Source organism: Pseudomonas syringae group sp. 26L6 (assembly GCF_032587815.1).
Classification (GTDB): Bacteria; Pseudomonadota; Gammaproteobacteria; order Pseudomonadales; family Pseudomonadaceae; genus Aquipseudomonas; species Aquipseudomonas amygdali.
The window spans coordinates 424,025-439,257 of the sequence record NZ_JAWHPJ010000053.1; the positions used below are offsets into that span (position 1 = coordinate 424,025).

Consider the following 15,233-nt stretch of genomic DNA (forward strand, 5'->3'; position numbering starts at 1 on the left):
AAAAATCAACTCAACAGCATGAAAGTCATAACCATGAACAGCACGGCCCAACGAGCGGCAGAAGCGGCAGCAGCCGATCTGTCAAGGTTTCGGGTTGCCCAGCCGCGATAAATGCTTAGAAGTACCCAGACGCCCCACAAAAGGAGGATGCCCGCCGCAATTCCGGTCCACAGCGTGTTGCTGTTGGCCGGCGAAAAGCCGGCAGCGGCCTGAAAGGCACTGTTCTGGGTGGAGGACATCGTCATGGCGTGTGATCACCGCTGACGTTGTATTGGCCTGATATCTCGACGGGGTCTCGGGGCTGTGCCCGGGAGGGAGTCAGATAATCCTGCAGGCCCTGGCGAATGCGTGCGATATCGCTGACTAACCTGGAGTAATCCAGGTGATAGCGCTGGGCTGATTCACTGGGCAGGTCAGCGCTGCGCTGGGCGACGGCCTCAACCGCATTGAGCTGGCGAATCATTACTTCCACGTTGGCTTGCTCGGAAGCCGTGCCGGCTGCTCGGGCATGTGAGGAAAGCAGCGGTGTGCATATGAGGACTGCAGACAGGCAGATCTGCATGCTTGAAAACGCTGGTTTGATCGCGTGGAGTTTGATTTTCACGTCGCGGGCCTTGGAAGCTGTAGGAATCTGTGTGCACAGCATGACCAACGGCCCGGAAGGAATCAGTACGAAACCCTTTTTAGGTCTGAGGGGGTTTAGGTTGGCGTGCTAACTGCTCATCCGGTCAGAGATTCATTGAAGAAAGTCGTTTGGCGAGGCTTTAATGCACAGCATGCAGCGCTCTCAATGGTGGGTCGGAGCAGACATGCTGCTGAGAGCTTCATAGGGAAGGATTGGAGTTATTGATGTGATGGGTAAAGCACCAGCAAGCTTGTACAAATATTTAAGTTTCAGTGATCGTATGGTAGAGCAGCTGTACCACGGAAAAGTTTTTTACGCTGATCCAGGGACGTTCAACGACCCATTAGATTGCCGGCCTGTCGTAATCGCTGGTGACCAAAGCATTGAAAGACTGAAATTGCTTCTAAAGTTAATGGTCATTAGGCGCGTAGAGAAGGAGTCCTCTGCAGCGCTGAAACGCTTAAAGTTGAAGGGGCAGAAACTCGACTTGCACCGAGCTCGACTCGGGGAGACCGAGGTACAGGATGCTATCCGTGGAATAGAGTACATGGCGACGGATCCAGAGATCACCGATCAGGCAGGCTATTATCAACGTGAGCTGTTAACGCTGATTCAGAGTGAAGTAAAAGACACACTTGCCACGGGCGTTCTTTGTCTCAGTGCGAATGCGACAAGCCCATTGATGTGGTCACACTATGGGCAGCAGCATCGAGGTGTGTGCATTGAGTATGACACTTCGGATCTCAAATCGACGCGTATCCATAAAGTGGTGTATGGCCAGAGCCGTGAAATACTAGCCGACTCAATTGTCCGGTGGTTGCAGGATGGCGACGTACAGTCGCAGCTCGAGGTCGAGAGGGCCTCTCTACTCACAAAGTCGGGCGAGTGGAGATACGAGAAAGAATGGAGGTTACTCGCTCCCATCGGGTTAGACCGTAGCCCATTCCCTGTCAAATCCGTCACATTTGGTATGAACTGTCCTTCAGCAATTTTTGAGTCGACCATGTCGATGCTGGGAGGGGAAAAATCGACCATAAAATTTTGGAAAATAACCGAGCCTACGTCCAACTTTAAGCTCAAACGCGCGAGAATTCATTTCGACGACTCGATGAGACCTATGCTTGATCAAGATTATTCATGGCTTCTTGACGACTTGGACGATGCTCATGACGTTTAGGAGGCCAGCGACACTCCCTTCAAGTCATTTATCGCCAGAAAGCAGGTCGAAGTCCCATTATTCGACTTGCTGAATTCTCACGCAGCGTTTGAAGAAGAAAAGGAAGCCCGTACTGAGTGTGTAGCCAAGCGCCCAGCCCTGTGCGTTTTGGTTGCCAATCTGTTCACGGCCACGATTTATCTGCTGAACGCTCACCAGCTCCCATCCTTCTCTGCCATGTCGATTCAATACGGCCAGAGTTTCTGGGTCGCTCATATACCTCTCAACATCCGGCTGGGTCGTCTCATCTATCGACTTGAACATCAACATGCCGCTGGTAACGGTTTTGTAGGGCAGGGGGACGAAGGTCTGGGTGTATTCATAGAGTGTCATCGGATACCTACTGCAAGCAGATGGGGAAGGGCAGGTCATTTTTGCAGTCTCTAAGCGCTGGGCGAAGCGCCAAACCTATTCCATTTGGAAAATGGTATAGGTAGTGAGATATTTACTACGCCGGTGATGAGCCGGTCCACGCAGTTATTTTCAAAGGAAACGTAGGGATGCAGACGCTGGACTACCGCAATTTTGAGTACAAAGGCTTCCACTCCATGGGAGCATGTTTTGTTCGTGTGCGTATCAAGGATGACGGATCCCTTGTCTGTCTGATAGCTCAACTTCGTGACTACAACGGCACGTCCGTTACAAACGTTATTGAGGACATCATGTATGGTGTTGTTAAGCGTCTTGATTCTGAAAAAGCCCTTCCCAAGGCGCTTTCGTCAATGGATAAAATTCTTGAACGTTCTGTTTGGATCGAACGATATGCCCCCGGTCTTGGCATCTCACCAGACGGTTCGTGGGCAATCGTTACCCTTGATTCCGAACGTAAACCGGATTGGACACACGCGAGCTTTCAAAGCGTAGTAGCTCATTGCGGTGTAGAACCCGCCTTCTTAGATCTGACCGAAGAAGACTTGCGTCATAAGAGGTAGTTGATTGGGAATGGGGCAGCGCATCAAGGTTTCGAGCGCTGCTTCATGTCTTTGAAGCGCTGCATGATGTCGATCACAAGAGAGTTGACGGCCAGAATCTTCATGGCTCGTGTGACAGCTACGTACAGAAGGTTCAGCTCATCGTCGCGTTTGCCGGCATCGATGTCAGGGGAAAGCGGATCTGCTGAAAAGTCGTCATAAAGCCCAACGAAGTCCCACTCCAGACCTTTGGCTCTGTGCGCAGTGGTAAGGGTCACGGTTGCATCGAGCTCCGACGTGACAGATGCAGCACGCAACTGCTCGATTCGTTGGGGCAGATCCGCATAGTTTTCGATGATTTTGATCGAGCGCAGCATCTCAGGATCCTGCGTGGCCTTCGCGATCACGACATACTGGTCGTAATCGGCATAGTCGGTCAGCAATTTGCGCTGCTGGACCTGGTCATTCATATGCCGGCTGAAATAGAACAGGTCCTCCAGATCGCGCAAGGAATAGCTGTCGATCCCTCCGATCCACTGCATGCGGTGGTTTTGGTTGACCAGGCGCAGCGCGTTCTCGATCACACCGCTCACAGTACGGTGCAGGTAGGTGCGGTGAGGAAGATCGTCCGGTAAGGCTCGTTTCACCAGCGTCGGCTGTCCCAGGCCTTGCAGGGGGATCTTTTCACCCTTGAAGGAAAGGATGACGTTGGCCACGTAGGCAACAGCCGGTCCAAATCTGAAGCTCTGAGTCAGGAAGTGCTTCTCGGCGTCCTTCATCGCCGGGCTGTTTAAAGCATCCACAGCGCCTCTGAACCGATACAGCTGCTGATGCCGATCACCTACAGTGACTTGAGTTATTGTTTGGATCTGGACCAGATTCGCGATGACCGGGTTCACGTCCTGCCCTTCGTCGAGCAAAATCGCACCGAAACGCTGGCTCAGATCTGGCTGGCTCATCTGGTACAGCTTCAGATAGCCATCGTGCGTCATGGGGACTGAGCGATCGTTGATATCGACCATCTTCTGCCAAACGTCTCTGGTCAGGTTGAGCGCTTTACTCATGTACTGCTGCTGGACCGAGGTCAGTGTGCGGTTGCTCTGGAATCGCACAAAGTGGTCTTCCAGCAGCTCCAGATCCTTGCTGGCCATGAAGGCATTGAGGGTAGAAACGATATCTTTGGCCAGCTCCCAATCCTGGGTATTGATCGTCCTCGCGATGTCGGTCAAACGCAGATTGCCAGCCTGCTTGTGTTTGTACTGGCTGCCATAGACAGCGTAGGCGAGGCCGTGAGCTGTTTTGCAGGTCACATTGCGTGGAAAACGATTCTTTGCCGCGATCTCAACGGCTTTGTTGTAGCAGAGGTACAGCATTTTGACCGACGAGTTGTGCGTGGCGTAACCGACGAGTGTCGTTGTCTTCCCGGTACCGGCAAACGCCTGGACCAGTAGCTTCTTTGCGAAGGAGTGAATAGCTGGCAGTTGTTCTTCTGTCCATTGCATGGAGGGCACCTAAAGGTATTTTTTGAAGCTGGACGCCGTAATGCTGACCGCCAGGCCGAGCAGTGCCGCGCATGGCAGGAGCACTAGCAAAGGGCTCACGCTGAATGGCAGAGCCAGGTAAAGGCTCCAGGGGACTATCACCAGCGGCACCATCGTTGCTCGAGCTTTGTGATAGAGGTAGCTGGACTCGCGGCCGGCACCGAACCGCCGCAAGTCTCTGCGCACCAGCCCGTCCACAAAACCAACAAATGCCGTCATCACAAATAACGGGATTGCGAGGGTCAGGATCACCAGACGCACGCAAAACACCAGTGTCGTGTAGAGCGCCGCAAGGCCGTAATCCTGAAACTTGCTGACTCCCACGCCGAGCATGTAGCGCATATCGAAACCGCGTGATCGTTGTCCTGTCGCAGCATAATCAGAGGTGTGTTGAACCCAGTCCTGAAGCCCAGTCTTGACCACCAGCCAGTCATATGTGGTTTGAACCAGCCATGTCGCCGTTCGGCCTGGCTCTTGAACAACCACACTCTGCAGGAACCCCTTGGAGAGCCAGCTGAGTTCATGATCGAGCATTGCACGAGCATGCTGCCAACCGGCCTCCGGCCAGAAGAAGTACATGCAGATCCATTCGACGATGATGGCTCCCCCCAGAGAGAGGAACATCACTGCAGCGAATCGGAATGGCAGGGTGAAGAGAGATCCTATGAACGACTGTTCGTGGTCTTGCTGCTGTTTCGCGCGATCGGCAACGTCCGCCATATCAGATGCCCCCTTGCCGATCGCTCAACCCGCCGAGAGTCATGCCGCATCCTCAGGTGCAACAGCGATTTTTTTGAAGTCGTCGAGCAGATCTGCAGGCAGCGACTCGTTTAGCGTCTGATAACCGGGCGCTGACCACCAGCCAGTGTCGTCGACCTTGCCCACCTGATACGTCTGACGCATGCTTTCCGCCAAGGCCTGCAGATCTGCCGGCATTACTTCATCAGGATCATGGCCAGGCAAAGGCATTCTGATTTTCCACAGATTGCCGCCTTCCATGAGCGCAAAGCATTGTCCCTTGGGCAGGCCGACGACATGCGCTGGCTCAATCATTGGCACGCTGACCTGCTGCACCTGGTCATGACTGGATGATGTGAACGCGGTATTGCCCGTTGCACTGTCATTCGCCGAGCTGGCCGGGGTGGATGTGAAAACCTGAACCTTAGGCAACTGGTTTGTCAGCAGCTCGGCGGTGGACGTTTCGCGGACGCGCAGCATGAACACGTTGTTGAAGTTACCGATCACCTGGCCAGCCTTGGCCTTGTTGCCGATCTTCGCTTCGATATCGCTCATTGTCTGGGTGTAGGCAGTCACCTGCATGCCGGCACCGCCGCCCTTGTTGATCATCGGAATGAATTCCTCACCCATCAGCTCGTTGAACTCATCGGCATGGAGGTTGATAGGCACTTTGGTGCCAGGGACGCCGCCCGGTAGTCCGTCGTCGACACCGAACTTGTAGATATGGCCAGCGACCGAGACCAGGTCGGAGAACATAGAGTTGCCGACGGCAGCGGCGACCTCTGTGTCCGACAAGGCGTCCAGGCCGATATAAACCACGGCCTTTTTGCGGACCACCTGCATCCAGTCAAAGATCGGTCGAGGATCGTTCACGTCCTGATAGTCCGGCGAGATCAGTTCCGCCATGCGGCCTGTTGTCAGCTTCTCAAGCAGTGGCAGCAGCGAGGCGACGATCTTGTCGAAATAGGTCTTGTCGTAGCGGACCGCGCTGCGCAGTCCATCCATCACTGGATCTGCCACGCGCGTCTGAGACAGGTATTGATCGATTGCCACCACACGGAACGGCCGGCCCTTCATGTTGAACGGTACGTTTTTTTCGTTGAGCTTGCCTTCAATAGCGACGATCGCCTCCCAGGCCTTTGGATCATATTCATCAAAGTATTTGGAGGCATACTCCTGGAAGATCCCTTCGATGTTGATCACGTGCTGCTGGATCTGCAGGTAGTCAGGTCGACGGCCCAGCGCGACGAGGGCTCTTGCGATGATGTTCACGAATCGCCAAGCGAATTCACGGAATGCTGCTGAGTTACCTTCCCCGGAGAGTTGCCCAGCGATCCTGGTGGCCACTTCTGAAATCCGCCCAAAACGCCCAACGGCGTTGTAGCGTGCCGAGTGGTCTGGCCAGCCCAGGTGGAACACATAAAATTCGTTCAGGCGGCCGGCGCGTTTGGCTTCGAGATACATGCGCTTGAGCAAATCTGCATCGCCCTTTGGATCAAAGACGATGACGACCTCGTGCTGGCCGTGCTTTTTCCGCCGAATGTCCTGAGTGATGAACAATTCAGCCAGGCGCGTTTTTCCGACACGGGTGGTGCCCAGAACAATCGAATGGCCTACTCGCTCGCCCAAAGGGAGAGAGACGTTCTCCTCGTATGGCTCGATGCCGTGCAGCCGTGGCAAGCCACCGACGGGTGGTAGAGGTCGCACAGGATTGATGGGCACGTCCCATGATGTGGCTCTGGCCAGAAGTCGGACAGGGTATGGAGCAAACTCCGCTCTTTCCTCAAAACGACGCGCTGCGCGGAACAGTGTGGTGGCTTCAACGTAGCTGGAGTACTTCGGCAGGTAAGTGTCCATCAGCCGCTGGGTATGGCGCTGCTGCCAGCGAAAGCCAAGACCGATGAACAGACGTTGATTGCTGACCGGCACTTCTTTACTGGTCATCGTGTAATGAGGCAGTCGACGGATGTTTCGGCGATAGCGCAGCACCTGCCATGCTTGTTTCAGACGCACTAAACCCAGAGCGAGAAAGCCCGCGGAGGTCACGATGCCGAACAGCGGAGTAAGCGCAAATGCCCAGGGCGCGAACACGCATAGGAATGCACCTGCAGCGCACACATATACTGTGTAGAGCTCAACGGCGGGCCTGAGCAGTGATTCGATGGCGTAATCGTGAGCCATATCCCGACCTCCTATTGCTCGATGGCGGTTGGGGTGATCAACACCGGATAGTGATTCAGACCGAGACGTTGAGAAAGCTCGTCACCAGATGCGGGGGACACGAGCGCGTCGGGCAACCAACTCCTGACTACGGCAAGTCGTTCTTGTGTGGCCACGTTGACCACCAGTCCTACGGCCTGCATCTGCTTCAGCACCGCACCGCGCTCTTGTAGCCATCGGCGTGATGTTTCATCGTCCCCGATCAGGAACAAAGGCTGCAGGCCTGGCGCGTTGATGATTCGGCCCTCAACTGTCCCTGGAGTCATTCGAGTGGTGCGTACCGGCAATCCCTGTGCTGCTACAGGATCCAGTTGCGAGGTCAGGTCATTTGAGACAGAAGAGGATGGCTCGGGATTGAGAGATCGATAGTAAGGCAGCGCTGAGTCACCACCTTTGTCTTCTACCACGATGAGCTCTGCAGCCTGGCAGATCATAAATGGCAGGCAGAGCGCTGCGCCGAGGATCACTGAACGGTTCATGGATTGGTCACCAGCATTTGGATGCCGGTTACCCGGCTGAGATGTTTGGCAAAAGCCTTACGGTAATTCGCGGCTGGAGCGCCGCCGGCAGGCCGGTGATAGCGCCCGGCTACGGTGATCCAGTCACCGCCGAGCGCTCGCTGTTCAGCCAGGATCTGCGCGGTCACGTCCAGGTTCTTGTAGGGATTGAGCGAGTCGCATGGATTACTGGAATGGAAACGATGGCCGTTCCAGCCCATGTTCACCTGTCCCAAACCCACGTCTACACGCTTAGGGCCTGCCTGGACGAGGGCTATGAGTAAGGCAGTGCATGCATCCGCGCGAGTTGCAAAACGGTAACCCGCGCCGGCAACGTTCAGCGTCCAAGGCCACGGCACAAGCTGACCACGCAACTTCGCCCCGCTTTCCTGCAGTGCCACTGAATAGAGCACTTCCGACGGAATACTCGCGGCTTGGGCAGCCAGCTGATAAGCCGGCGGCGGAAGCTCGGCTGCATGGCTTGTCAACGCGAAGCACAGCAGGGCAAGGCCTGCCCACGTCACTGACGCAGCCATTGCCCGTTCACCTCTCGCACAACGGCCGGTAACTCGCCACCCAAGCTCAGGCCAAGCCAACGTCCACCGTCATGGTTGAGGGTGATTTGTCGGGTTCTGACATTCGCAGGGTCGATCCCCGAGACAATCGCCCAGTTGCGAATTCGCTCGTCGTCGTTCTGGCTACCCACCATGTACACGTCAAACGGCTGCTTCTGAGCTTGAAGGGCCTTCACTCGTATCGAGCATTCCGGGCAGTCGTCCTTAACAAACACTGCCAATCGGCCGTTGCCCTGGTTAGCTGGGCTCGCGGCCGTCCCTTGGGGCGCAGAGCTGGCGATGGGCATCAGGTTCGGGTAGACGCGTTTGAAGGCATCGTCATAGGCGCGTTGATACGCTAACTCTTTTGCCGTGCGCTGCGCCTCGGCTTTGACCTGGAGCTCTGCATACCGCCGGCGCTCTTCATCATTGCGGGCTTCGATACCCAATGCTGTCAGCGGATCCAGCCCGGGGGAATACACACCTCGTGAACTCTGCATCAGCGTTTGGTAGCGCTGCCATTCCTGAGGACTGAGGTTCCAGTCTCGTGCAAGCATCTCGTCGCTCGATTGCGACTGGCTGTCCAGCACGGTGCTCTGTTGCTCTCTACTGGTGGACTGTGCAGAGCTGTTTGTTGCAGCGTTGGCCATACCAGCCGCTGTGATCAGGATGACTCCCGTCAGTGTGAACATTCGCAGGTTGTAATCGGTCATGTGAACCTCTAAGGGCGCAGGGGCAGAATGCGGGTTGAGCCGTTGATGCTGAACAGGGCGCGCGAGTCATCCAGGCTGTTGAGCTGCCAGTTGCTCCCCGCGACCATGTCGCCCGGGCGTATCAGGTTCAGTTGACTCAGTTGAGTGCTGCCCGGCGGGGCAACTGACAAGAAACGTTCCCCTCCGCGATACTCCACACCCACGACCGAAAACGGTGGAGTTGCCTCTGCAGCTTTGGTTTGTGCTGTTGTTTTGCGGGAGGGGGGTGGAGTCTTTGGCTTGGCTGCCGTGATTTGAACAGATGCTGGTTTAGCCGCACGCAGGTCTTGGAGTTTCACCTGCAGCTCCTCGATCCGAGCGCCCATGACCACAACTTCTTGCATGGAGGCACCCTGTTGGGCAGCGTCCTTCGCCGCCTCCTGCACCTGCTTCAGGAGGGCTTGAACGGCATCGATGCGGTTTGACAGAGCCTGCTGGCCGGCCCTGAAGTCATCGATGGTCACGGACTTCAGCTGGCTGGCAGCATCGAGCCGGTCATCAACGCCATTGATGCGTTGGGTGATGGCGTTGACGGTTTCCAGGTTCGCAGCTGATTCAAAACCTGTTTTCAGGTGGAGAATCTGCCACTGCTGGTAAACCAGCATGCCGATCAGGACGATCAGGGCCAGGATTTGCAGGACGGTGGCGCGGGAAAGAGAAGGGCGCAGTGGCAGCTTCATGGAGGACCTCACTCAAGATGTGAGGCACGTTCGCAAAAAGCTTGATCAGAAGCAGTAGGAAACCGTTTTTCAGTCGGAAAGGGTTTTGAGCGAGAGTGCGCGAGCGTGAAGCCGACATCACGGTTGTAGATTGGAGCTCTAAACGTTCTGGATCCAAAACGCCAAGTCGCGGAAGTGCTATACATGGCACAATGCGGCCACCAGATCCCATATCATCTTGGCTAGGAACGTGCCTTGTCTTTACTGACCACCCTCAAAAAGAACGTTTTGATCCCTCACCCCAGCGGATCGGAAAGCTTCGGAACGATTCCAAGCATGCCAAAATTTGGTCTACGGGGCGGCGAGATCTACCTGCGTGTCGGTATACATCTAGGTAATAATCAGGGGTTTGGGATTATGCATATCTGGGAAGCCCATAAATCTGATTTGGCTAGGTATGGATGCGTTTCTGCTGACCAAATTCCACAACATATCGCGAACATGGTGGTGCACAAGGCACCCATTTATTGCGAGTTTCGTGAGGTGCGTGGGCACCATAGGCTCACGGTCATGAAAACACCGGCTGGATCTCTGGTGCTAGAGGGGCGTGATGATAGGCGAGGATTTGGTTACTATGTTGTGACCTGGTACCCAAAGCGCAATGCCAGTGGGACATTGGTTGGGCAGGTCGTGGGCAAATTTTGATGGTCTGACGGTGTCAAAAAAAAAGACGCCATCAGGCGTCTTTTGAATTTACAGAGGAGTAGTCGCAGCGATTCTTTAGCTCCCAGCCTTACGGCCTTGGTGTCAGAATCCGATTCAACACGTCAGTACGTCCCTAGACTTACTCAAGCACTCCAATTGAACTTCCTGTCCATTGCGTGTTGACCGTCACTACTATCAGAGAAACCAGCTTCTCTGCTGCCAAAAATGCGGGGGGGTTATAAACTGGTACCCATGCCCGACGAATGCGCAGTTGCAGACCTCTGTGCAAAGCTTAGCAACCGCTAAGCTTTTATTCAACGTATTGTTGTATCGCGGCCCTATCCACCGAGGCCAATGAGCTGCTTTGCCAGAGCCATTTCGACGGAATCACCATCCTGGTTCAGTGAGTCCAATCCAGACTCTGGAACATCTCCTGAAGTGCTCTGTGATACAGCGATCTTCTTGGCCATCAGCTGCAGGCAGGTGATCTGAGAGCTGCCGATGTAGCCGAAAAAGATCACTCGGACGTCCTGCTTCTGTCCGATCCTCCATGAGCGCCTTGCCGCCTGTTGCACCGTGTAGACGTTGTAACCCGTCTGCATGAACGCAATGGTCGGAAAGTCCAGCAGGTCCAGACCTGTTTTTACGAGCTCCGGGTTGGTGATCAGTACGTCGACGCCTCGATCAACCTGGTCAAGGATCCAGTCCTCGCGCCTGGCGGTGTCCACCGATGCACGCAGCACTGCCACCTTCAGTCCCGATTGCTCGAGCACCCGCTTCATGCGGCTCGTGGTGTCTCTGGTACCCGTGTAAACCGAGTAGGCCAGAACCTTGCGGTTCCGGGCTTTTTCAGCAAGACATAGGTCCAGAAGGGCCTGTTCCTTCGGCATGAGCTCGTCATCATCGAAGACCGACGGCACGAAAGCCAACGTGTCTCTGGATCGAGGATGTTTCACCACCTCAGGTCGAAAGCAGCAGTCCGGCCATGCCAACAGCACGTTCAACACCACCCCTAACAGCGTCGTATCTCTACGGGCCAGCGCCTGCCGAAGCTCGGCGGTCAATGTCTGGGCAAGCTTACGGTGAGCCGCCTCCTGGTCTGGAGACATCGGTACGTCAATGAACTCCTCCCGGTAACCAGGTAGCACGTTGCCGCCGATATCCTTGAGTTTCAGGAACACAGTGAAGGGTAGAACGAAGCGGTGAATGCCTTTCGGGCCGAACCCCGGAGCTTTGACCGTCCGCACTGAGAGTTTCTTACCTTTGGCAGTCTTGTGAGAACTGCCATCACGCTCGGTGTAGATATCCTTCAATACCCCGTGATCCCGCATAAAAGACATCGCCGCCGGCGCCATGCTTCCTCGCGCGTTGGGCTGATAGCCGTCCTCGATCATACGTCTGGTGAGGATTCGGAACAGGAGGTAGAACAGATCGTCTGCATACCCGCCCATCAGAGTGCCGGTCAGCAGCACAGTCTTTCGTGCTTTGGCTGCGAGCACGCCCATAGCCTGACCTTGTGCCGATCCACTGTTTTTGTACTCGTGCCCCTCGTCCACGACCAGTAGGTCGAAGCACCCATAAGGTAGGTAGCGCTTGATGAACTCGGTGGGTTGGTAACCCCCTTCGCCGAACCCGAACTCGATGTTCGCCATCGCACGCTCCATGCGCTTGGCCTGGCGGTCGCTGAAGATGAAGTTGCCTTTGGCGTCCATCAGGTTGATGAACTCAGAGACATTGTCCAGGAGCATCGAGGCGAGAAAGTCCTCGCCGAAGTCAGATAGAAGCCGTTCTGCACGAACAGGTCCGATTGTAGGGATGCGACACATCGACTTTAGGATCGTGTTACGGCGGCTGCCGCCATCCGATTTGCCCGGGCGCATCAGCGTCCATAAAGCGGCATCACAGTGTTCGCAGCGTCGACGTCGCTCTTCACGCTGAAATTCCTCAGCGGTGATCAGATTGCCTTCCTGGTCCTGGAGCAGACGCCCACAATCTGGACACGCTGCCAGGCTCCTTCCACCGCCGGTACGTCGCTGCCAAAAGGCCAGACGCCAGTGGAACCCCATCCGCATCCGCACACGGCCGAGAATAAAGAACTCCTGACGTCCGTCGTAGGTATCACCCAGTTGATCGCGCAGCTTCAGCAGCTTGACCAGGGTATCCGGTCCGTTGAGCACCCAGACGCGAGCGTCTGGGATGGTTTCGAGGATTTCGCGCCGCCACTTGTAGACCAGGTGCGGAGGCGCGATGACCATCGTCCTGCGATAACCAGCTCCATGCATGACTGCAGCGAGAGCGATGGCCATCATTGTTTTGCCTGTCCCCATCTCGGCATTGATGATGCCAGCCTGCTCATTCTGATCGAGCAAAAGCGCGGCAATTGCCTGGACCACTTGAGCCTGGGCAGGGAAGGGCTGTCGTTTGAGGCCGTCCAGCACCCACTGCCGAGCCGGATTGTCGATGCCGGCGTAAACCGGTGGGTTGGAGCGGTTGAGTGACTCCAGGAGTTCGTCGCCAAACTCTTCGATAAACTCAGTGAGCCCGATGTTCAAAGTTGGCACACAAGGGTGGCCTGCAGGCGCAGCCAAAGGCAGGTCGTTCATGATGTTTCTCCACTATTGGGTTAAACAGGGCATGCACGACACCACCAAGGGTATTGTTCATACCCTGAGGTGCGGTTAGATGATTGAAAGGTGTTGGTAAAGTTTCTTAGTAGTCAGATGGCAACATGACTGTTGTTGCTGAGCGATCAGACTCGGTAATGATCCAGAGTCTGGTCTCATCCTCTGCGTCGATGTCATACCCGGAAAACAATCGGCCATCAGCACTCAGTGCTTGCTGGTTGCTGTCCCAGTCGTCGTTCGAAATCTCGCCCCAATCGCCCGTCGCGTGACGCCGCAGGTACTGCCTCACGTCGAGAGAGCTATTTTGAAGCAGACTTTGAACGCTGTGCGTGACCATCACACGGCCCAGTTCAATTGAAGCGTTCTGACTACTTGCAGCAGTGTTTGAGGTGGTTTCGTGTGTAGCTGGTGTTGTCGCATCCGAGCTGATGGTCAGTGCGTACCCTAGATAGGATGAGCCTGGCGTCATATCCCATGCCCGAATCCTGGGCACAAAACGATCAGTCAAGATCCGTGTCTCAAACACGTTGCCGTCCTCGTCCTCAGTGAATTCGGTCTTGGGAACCTTATCCTTGTAAGTGTCGCCCTTGAGCACCAGGACACGCCCGGAACGAGAGGTCACTACACCAGTTATGGCTCCAGCAGCGAGTGCCAGTGCCAAGTGCCACCGTGAAAGTGCCTTCACCGGGGCCCGCGGTTGAGCGCCAGTCTGGCCAAAGTGCAGCGTGAAATCAGGCCATAGGCCTCTCAGACGAAGAACCTCTTCACTGAATTGCTCGGGTTCAAGAGTGATTCGGTAGAAGTGTTCCAGGTCATTAGCGATCGGTAGGACAGCGTATTGCTCCCATGGCCAAGTGGCCGGTAGCAGATCAGCAGCTTCTTCCCCGGATCCGATTGCCCGCAGATACTCACGCATCGCCGCCAGTTCCCGGGATCTTGCCAGATCCTGACGCCGTACCCTGATTCCGAATATCACGACCTGTTTGAACGTCCGGTCTACCGCGGCGCAGATCCGCAGCCCGGTAAAGTGATTGGTGAGCCAGCCACACAGCTCGTCGTCCAGCACGTAGTGAGGAACGATGAATACCATCACCCCTCCGTACTGAAGCAACGGCAGTGACCGTTGGTAAAATGCCTTCTCCAGCCTTTTGCGGCCGCTACCCTGGTACTGTGAAGCGCCAGAGTGATCAGCGACCAGATCCCCGTAAGGAGGGTTGAGCCAGAGCAGTCCGAAGGACTGTCGAGAGATCATGGTGTCCATCAAGTCACCCTGCAGCACTCGGTCCAGCAACGTTTTCGAGTGATCAGCGCGCTCTTTGTCGTACTCAACCGCATACGTCTCTGTTCGGTCTCGCTCCAGCCGGTGTGCGACCTCAGCCAAAGCCACTCCTTCTCCCGAGCACGGATCAAGAATCCGCATCCGTCCCGAGGTCGCCGGCAACAATGCCTGCAGAGTGCGCTCCAGAGTCAGTTCGTCAGTCGGGTAATAGCCGTTGCGTGCAAAATTACGGGCAAGCCGTGAGAACATCAAAGCCATGGTTGGCTCCTTGGACTGGTGGGCGTGAACTACGCCGTAACTTCAGTGGTGAGCTTCCCTGCGCGAATGAGTTCGCCGAGAGCTTTTTCGAGCACGTCCATCTGCAGCGACAAACGCCAGGCTGTCACCGAGCCAATAGCTCCCGGTAGCGGGTGCAACATGTTGTGCGCAGTAAGGACCTCCATCACCGGCTCACGCCAATGTGGAAGGAACGGAAGAGGGCAAGTGTCTACGATCAGCGGCCACAACCTATCGAACGGGTCTTGGGCTTGATTGATGAGCGCGTAAGCAGAATGGTTTGCTCTATCCGGCTGCGAGCAACGCTGATCGAACAGCCATAAGTGCAGCAGGCTGCCGAAGAGCGTTCCGCGAAGCTGGCGAGTGGTGCGTTTATCCAAAAGATCCGTATCAGGGAACACCGGGATGCGTTGGTCATTCATGACGATGTGGAACTGGTCCAGGCCGTTCTCGGTGGTACCGAGTGTGAGTCTGGCCAGAAACTCCTGCATGGCCGTGTCGCGGCCCCAGGCTGATAGAAATATCAGGTTTCGCTGCTCGTCACAGACGCACGCGTCGACGTACAGATCCGGGCATTCTTCGATGTGAAAGAGTTGAGTGCGGTTCGGCATTAGGTCCTCCAAAACACGAGGGGAA

16 protein-coding genes are annotated in these 15,233 nt (G+C 55.5%); 3 read left to right on the forward strand and 13 right to left on the reverse strand.

Features of this window, described 5'->3' with window-relative positions:
• Positions 1-5: 5 nt before the first annotated feature.
• Together RYA97_RS22205 and RYA97_RS22210 are read right to left on the reverse strand one after the other, a co-directional pair.
• Positions 6-245, reverse strand: coding sequence for a TIGR03758 family integrating conjugative element protein (locus RYA97_RS22205; RefSeq protein ID WP_085741155.1), 240 nt, complete (start codon positions 243-245; stop codon positions 6-8).
• Positions 242-604 carry an RAQPRD family integrative conjugative element protein gene (locus RYA97_RS22210; RefSeq protein ID WP_025987077.1) on the reverse strand — a complete coding sequence of 121 codons (363 nt, stop codon included), beginning with the start codon at positions 602-604 and terminating at the stop codon, positions 242-244. Before RYA97_RS22210 ends, RYA97_RS22205 begins: the two co-directional genes overlap by 4 nt.
• A 250-nt stretch (positions 605-854) precedes the next feature.
• Between RYA97_RS22210 and RYA97_RS22215 the strand changes: the two genes are divergently transcribed.
• The gene (locus RYA97_RS22215) at positions 855-1,802 is read left to right on the forward strand and encodes a DUF2971 domain-containing protein (RefSeq protein WP_237249609.1); all 948 of its coding nucleotides are present in this window, start codon (positions 855-857) and stop codon (positions 1,800-1,802) included.
• A gap of 57 nt (positions 1,803-1,859) precedes the next feature.
• Here the strand turns inward: RYA97_RS22215 and RYA97_RS22220 are convergent, their stop codons facing one another.
• Complete coding sequence (locus RYA97_RS22220) at positions 1,860-2,174, reverse strand: DUF4177 domain-containing protein (RefSeq protein WP_004409778.1); 315 nt, start codon at positions 2,172-2,174, stop codon at positions 1,860-1,862.
• 167 nt (positions 2,175-2,341) lie between these two features.
• Between RYA97_RS22220 and RYA97_RS22225 the strand changes: the two genes are divergently transcribed.
• The gene (locus tag RYA97_RS22225; RefSeq protein ID WP_017699417.1) at positions 2,342-2,773 is read left to right on the forward strand and encodes a hypothetical protein; all 432 of its coding nucleotides are present in this window, start codon (positions 2,342-2,344) and stop codon (positions 2,771-2,773) included.
• 23 nt (positions 2,774-2,796) lie between these two features.
• Here RYA97_RS22225 and RYA97_RS22230 read toward each other — a convergent pair whose 3' ends face one another.
• The 7 genes from RYA97_RS22230 to RYA97_RS22260 are packed head-to-tail and all read right to left on the reverse strand — an operon-like array spanning position 2,797 to position 9,734.
• Positions 2,797-4,254 carry a UvrD-helicase domain-containing protein gene (locus RYA97_RS22230; RefSeq protein WP_085741157.1) on the reverse strand — a complete coding sequence of 486 codons (1,458 nt, stop codon included), beginning with the start codon at positions 4,252-4,254 and terminating at the stop codon, positions 2,797-2,799.
• Positions 4,255-4,263: 9 nt separating this feature from the next.
• Positions 4,264-5,013 (reverse strand): TIGR03747 family integrating conjugative element membrane protein, encoded by a 750-nt coding sequence (locus RYA97_RS22235; RefSeq protein ID WP_003317503.1) that lies wholly within the window; start codon positions 5,011-5,013, stop codon positions 4,264-4,266.
• 39 nt (positions 5,014-5,052) lie between these two features.
• The gene (traD, locus tag RYA97_RS22240; protein WP_003425099.1) at positions 5,053-7,212 is read right to left on the reverse strand and encodes a type IV conjugative transfer system coupling protein TraD; all 2,160 of its coding nucleotides are present in this window, start codon (positions 7,210-7,212) and stop codon (positions 5,053-5,055) included.
• Positions 7,213-7,223: 11 nt separating this feature from the next.
• Complete coding sequence (locus RYA97_RS22245; RefSeq protein WP_085741158.1) at positions 7,224-7,730, reverse strand: integrating conjugative element protein; 507 nt, start codon at positions 7,728-7,730, stop codon at positions 7,224-7,226.
• On the reverse strand, positions 7,727-8,284 hold the full coding sequence (locus RYA97_RS22250; protein WP_003425094.1) for a hypothetical protein: 558 nt from the start codon (positions 8,282-8,284) through the stop codon (positions 7,727-7,729). The genes RYA97_RS22245 and RYA97_RS22250 overlap by 4 nt, the downstream gene beginning before the upstream one ends.
• Positions 8,269-9,015, reverse strand: coding sequence for a TIGR03759 family integrating conjugative element protein (locus RYA97_RS22255; RefSeq protein WP_003425092.1), 747 nt, complete (start codon positions 9,013-9,015; stop codon positions 8,269-8,271). Before RYA97_RS22255 ends, RYA97_RS22250 begins: the two co-directional genes overlap by 16 nt.
• A gap of 8 nt (positions 9,016-9,023) precedes the next feature.
• Positions 9,024-9,734 (reverse strand): hypothetical protein, encoded by a 711-nt coding sequence (locus RYA97_RS22260; RefSeq protein WP_003425091.1) that lies wholly within the window; start codon positions 9,732-9,734, stop codon positions 9,024-9,026.
• A 234-nt stretch (positions 9,735-9,968) separates the two neighbouring features.
• Between RYA97_RS22260 and RYA97_RS22265 the strand changes: the two genes are divergently transcribed.
• On the forward strand, positions 9,969-10,418 hold the full coding sequence (locus tag RYA97_RS22265) for a hypothetical protein (RefSeq protein ID WP_017699419.1): 450 nt from the start codon (positions 9,969-9,971) through the stop codon (positions 10,416-10,418).
• A gap of 338 nt (positions 10,419-10,756) precedes the next feature.
• On the opposite strand, the gene RYA97_RS22270 is transcribed toward RYA97_RS22265, so the two are convergent.
• The 3 genes from RYA97_RS22270 to RYA97_RS22280 all read right to left on the reverse strand — a co-directional run bounded on the left by RYA97_RS22270 (position 10,757) and on the right by RYA97_RS22280 (position 15,208).
• Positions 10,757-13,021: a DEAD/DEAH box helicase gene (locus RYA97_RS22270; RefSeq protein WP_085741159.1), complete on the reverse strand. Its 2,265-nt coding sequence runs from the start codon at positions 13,019-13,021 to the stop codon at positions 10,757-10,759.
• Positions 13,022-13,127: 106 nt separating this feature from the next.
• The gene (locus tag RYA97_RS22275) at positions 13,128-14,579 is read right to left on the reverse strand and encodes a DUF6094 domain-containing protein (RefSeq protein WP_003317513.1); all 1,452 of its coding nucleotides are present in this window, start codon (positions 14,577-14,579) and stop codon (positions 13,128-13,130) included.
• A gap of 29 nt (positions 14,580-14,608) precedes the next feature.
• Positions 14,609-15,208 carry a hypothetical protein gene (locus RYA97_RS22280; RefSeq protein WP_085741160.1) on the reverse strand — a complete coding sequence of 200 codons (600 nt, stop codon included), beginning with the start codon at positions 15,206-15,208 and terminating at the stop codon, positions 14,609-14,611.
• Positions 15,209-15,233 lie beyond the last annotated feature (25 nt).

Coding starts and splice junctions, on each gene's coding strand:
- RYA97_RS22205 (WP_085741155.1), bottom strand. CDS start 245: ATGACGATGTCCTCCACCCAGAACAGTGCCTTTCAGGCCGCTGCCGGC.
- RYA97_RS22215 (WP_237249609.1), top strand. CDS start 855: ATGGGTAAAGCACCAGCAAGCTTGTACAAATATTTAAGTTTCAGTGAT.
- RYA97_RS22220 (WP_004409778.1), bottom strand. CDS start 2,174: ATGACACTCTATGAATACACCCAGACCTTCGTCCCCCTGCCCTACAAA.
- RYA97_RS22225 (WP_017699417.1), top strand. CDS start 2,342: ATGCAGACGCTGGACTACCGCAATTTTGAGTACAAAGGCTTCCACTCC.
- RYA97_RS22230 (WP_085741157.1), bottom strand. CDS start 4,254: ATGCAATGGACAGAAGAACAACTGCCAGCTATTCACTCCTTCGCAAAG.
- RYA97_RS22235 (WP_003317503.1), bottom strand. CDS start 5,013: ATGGCGGACGTTGCCGATCGCGCGAAACAGCAGCAAGACCACGAACAG.
- traD (WP_003425099.1), bottom strand. CDS start 7,212: ATGGCTCACGATTACGCCATCGAATCACTGCTCAGGCCCGCCGTTGAG.
- RYA97_RS22245 (WP_085741158.1), bottom strand. CDS start 7,730: ATGAACCGTTCAGTGATCCTCGGCGCAGCGCTCTGCCTGCCATTTATG.
- RYA97_RS22250 (WP_003425094.1), bottom strand. CDS start 8,284: ATGGCTGCGTCAGTGACGTGGGCAGGCCTTGCCCTGCTGTGCTTCGCG.
- RYA97_RS22255 (WP_003425092.1), bottom strand. CDS start 9,015: ATGACCGATTACAACCTGCGAATGTTCACACTGACGGGAGTCATCCTG.
- RYA97_RS22260 (WP_003425091.1), bottom strand. CDS start 9,734: ATGAAGCTGCCACTGCGCCCTTCTCTTTCCCGCGCCACCGTCCTGCAA.
- RYA97_RS22270 (WP_085741159.1), bottom strand. CDS start 13,021: ATGAACGACCTGCCTTTGGCTGCGCCTGCAGGCCACCCTTGTGTGCCA.
- RYA97_RS22275 (WP_003317513.1), bottom strand. CDS start 14,579: ATGGCTTTGATGTTCTCACGGCTTGCCCGTAATTTTGCACGCAACGGC.
- RYA97_RS22280 (WP_085741160.1), bottom strand. CDS start 15,208: ATGCCGAACCGCACTCAACTCTTTCACATCGAAGAATGCCCGGATCTG.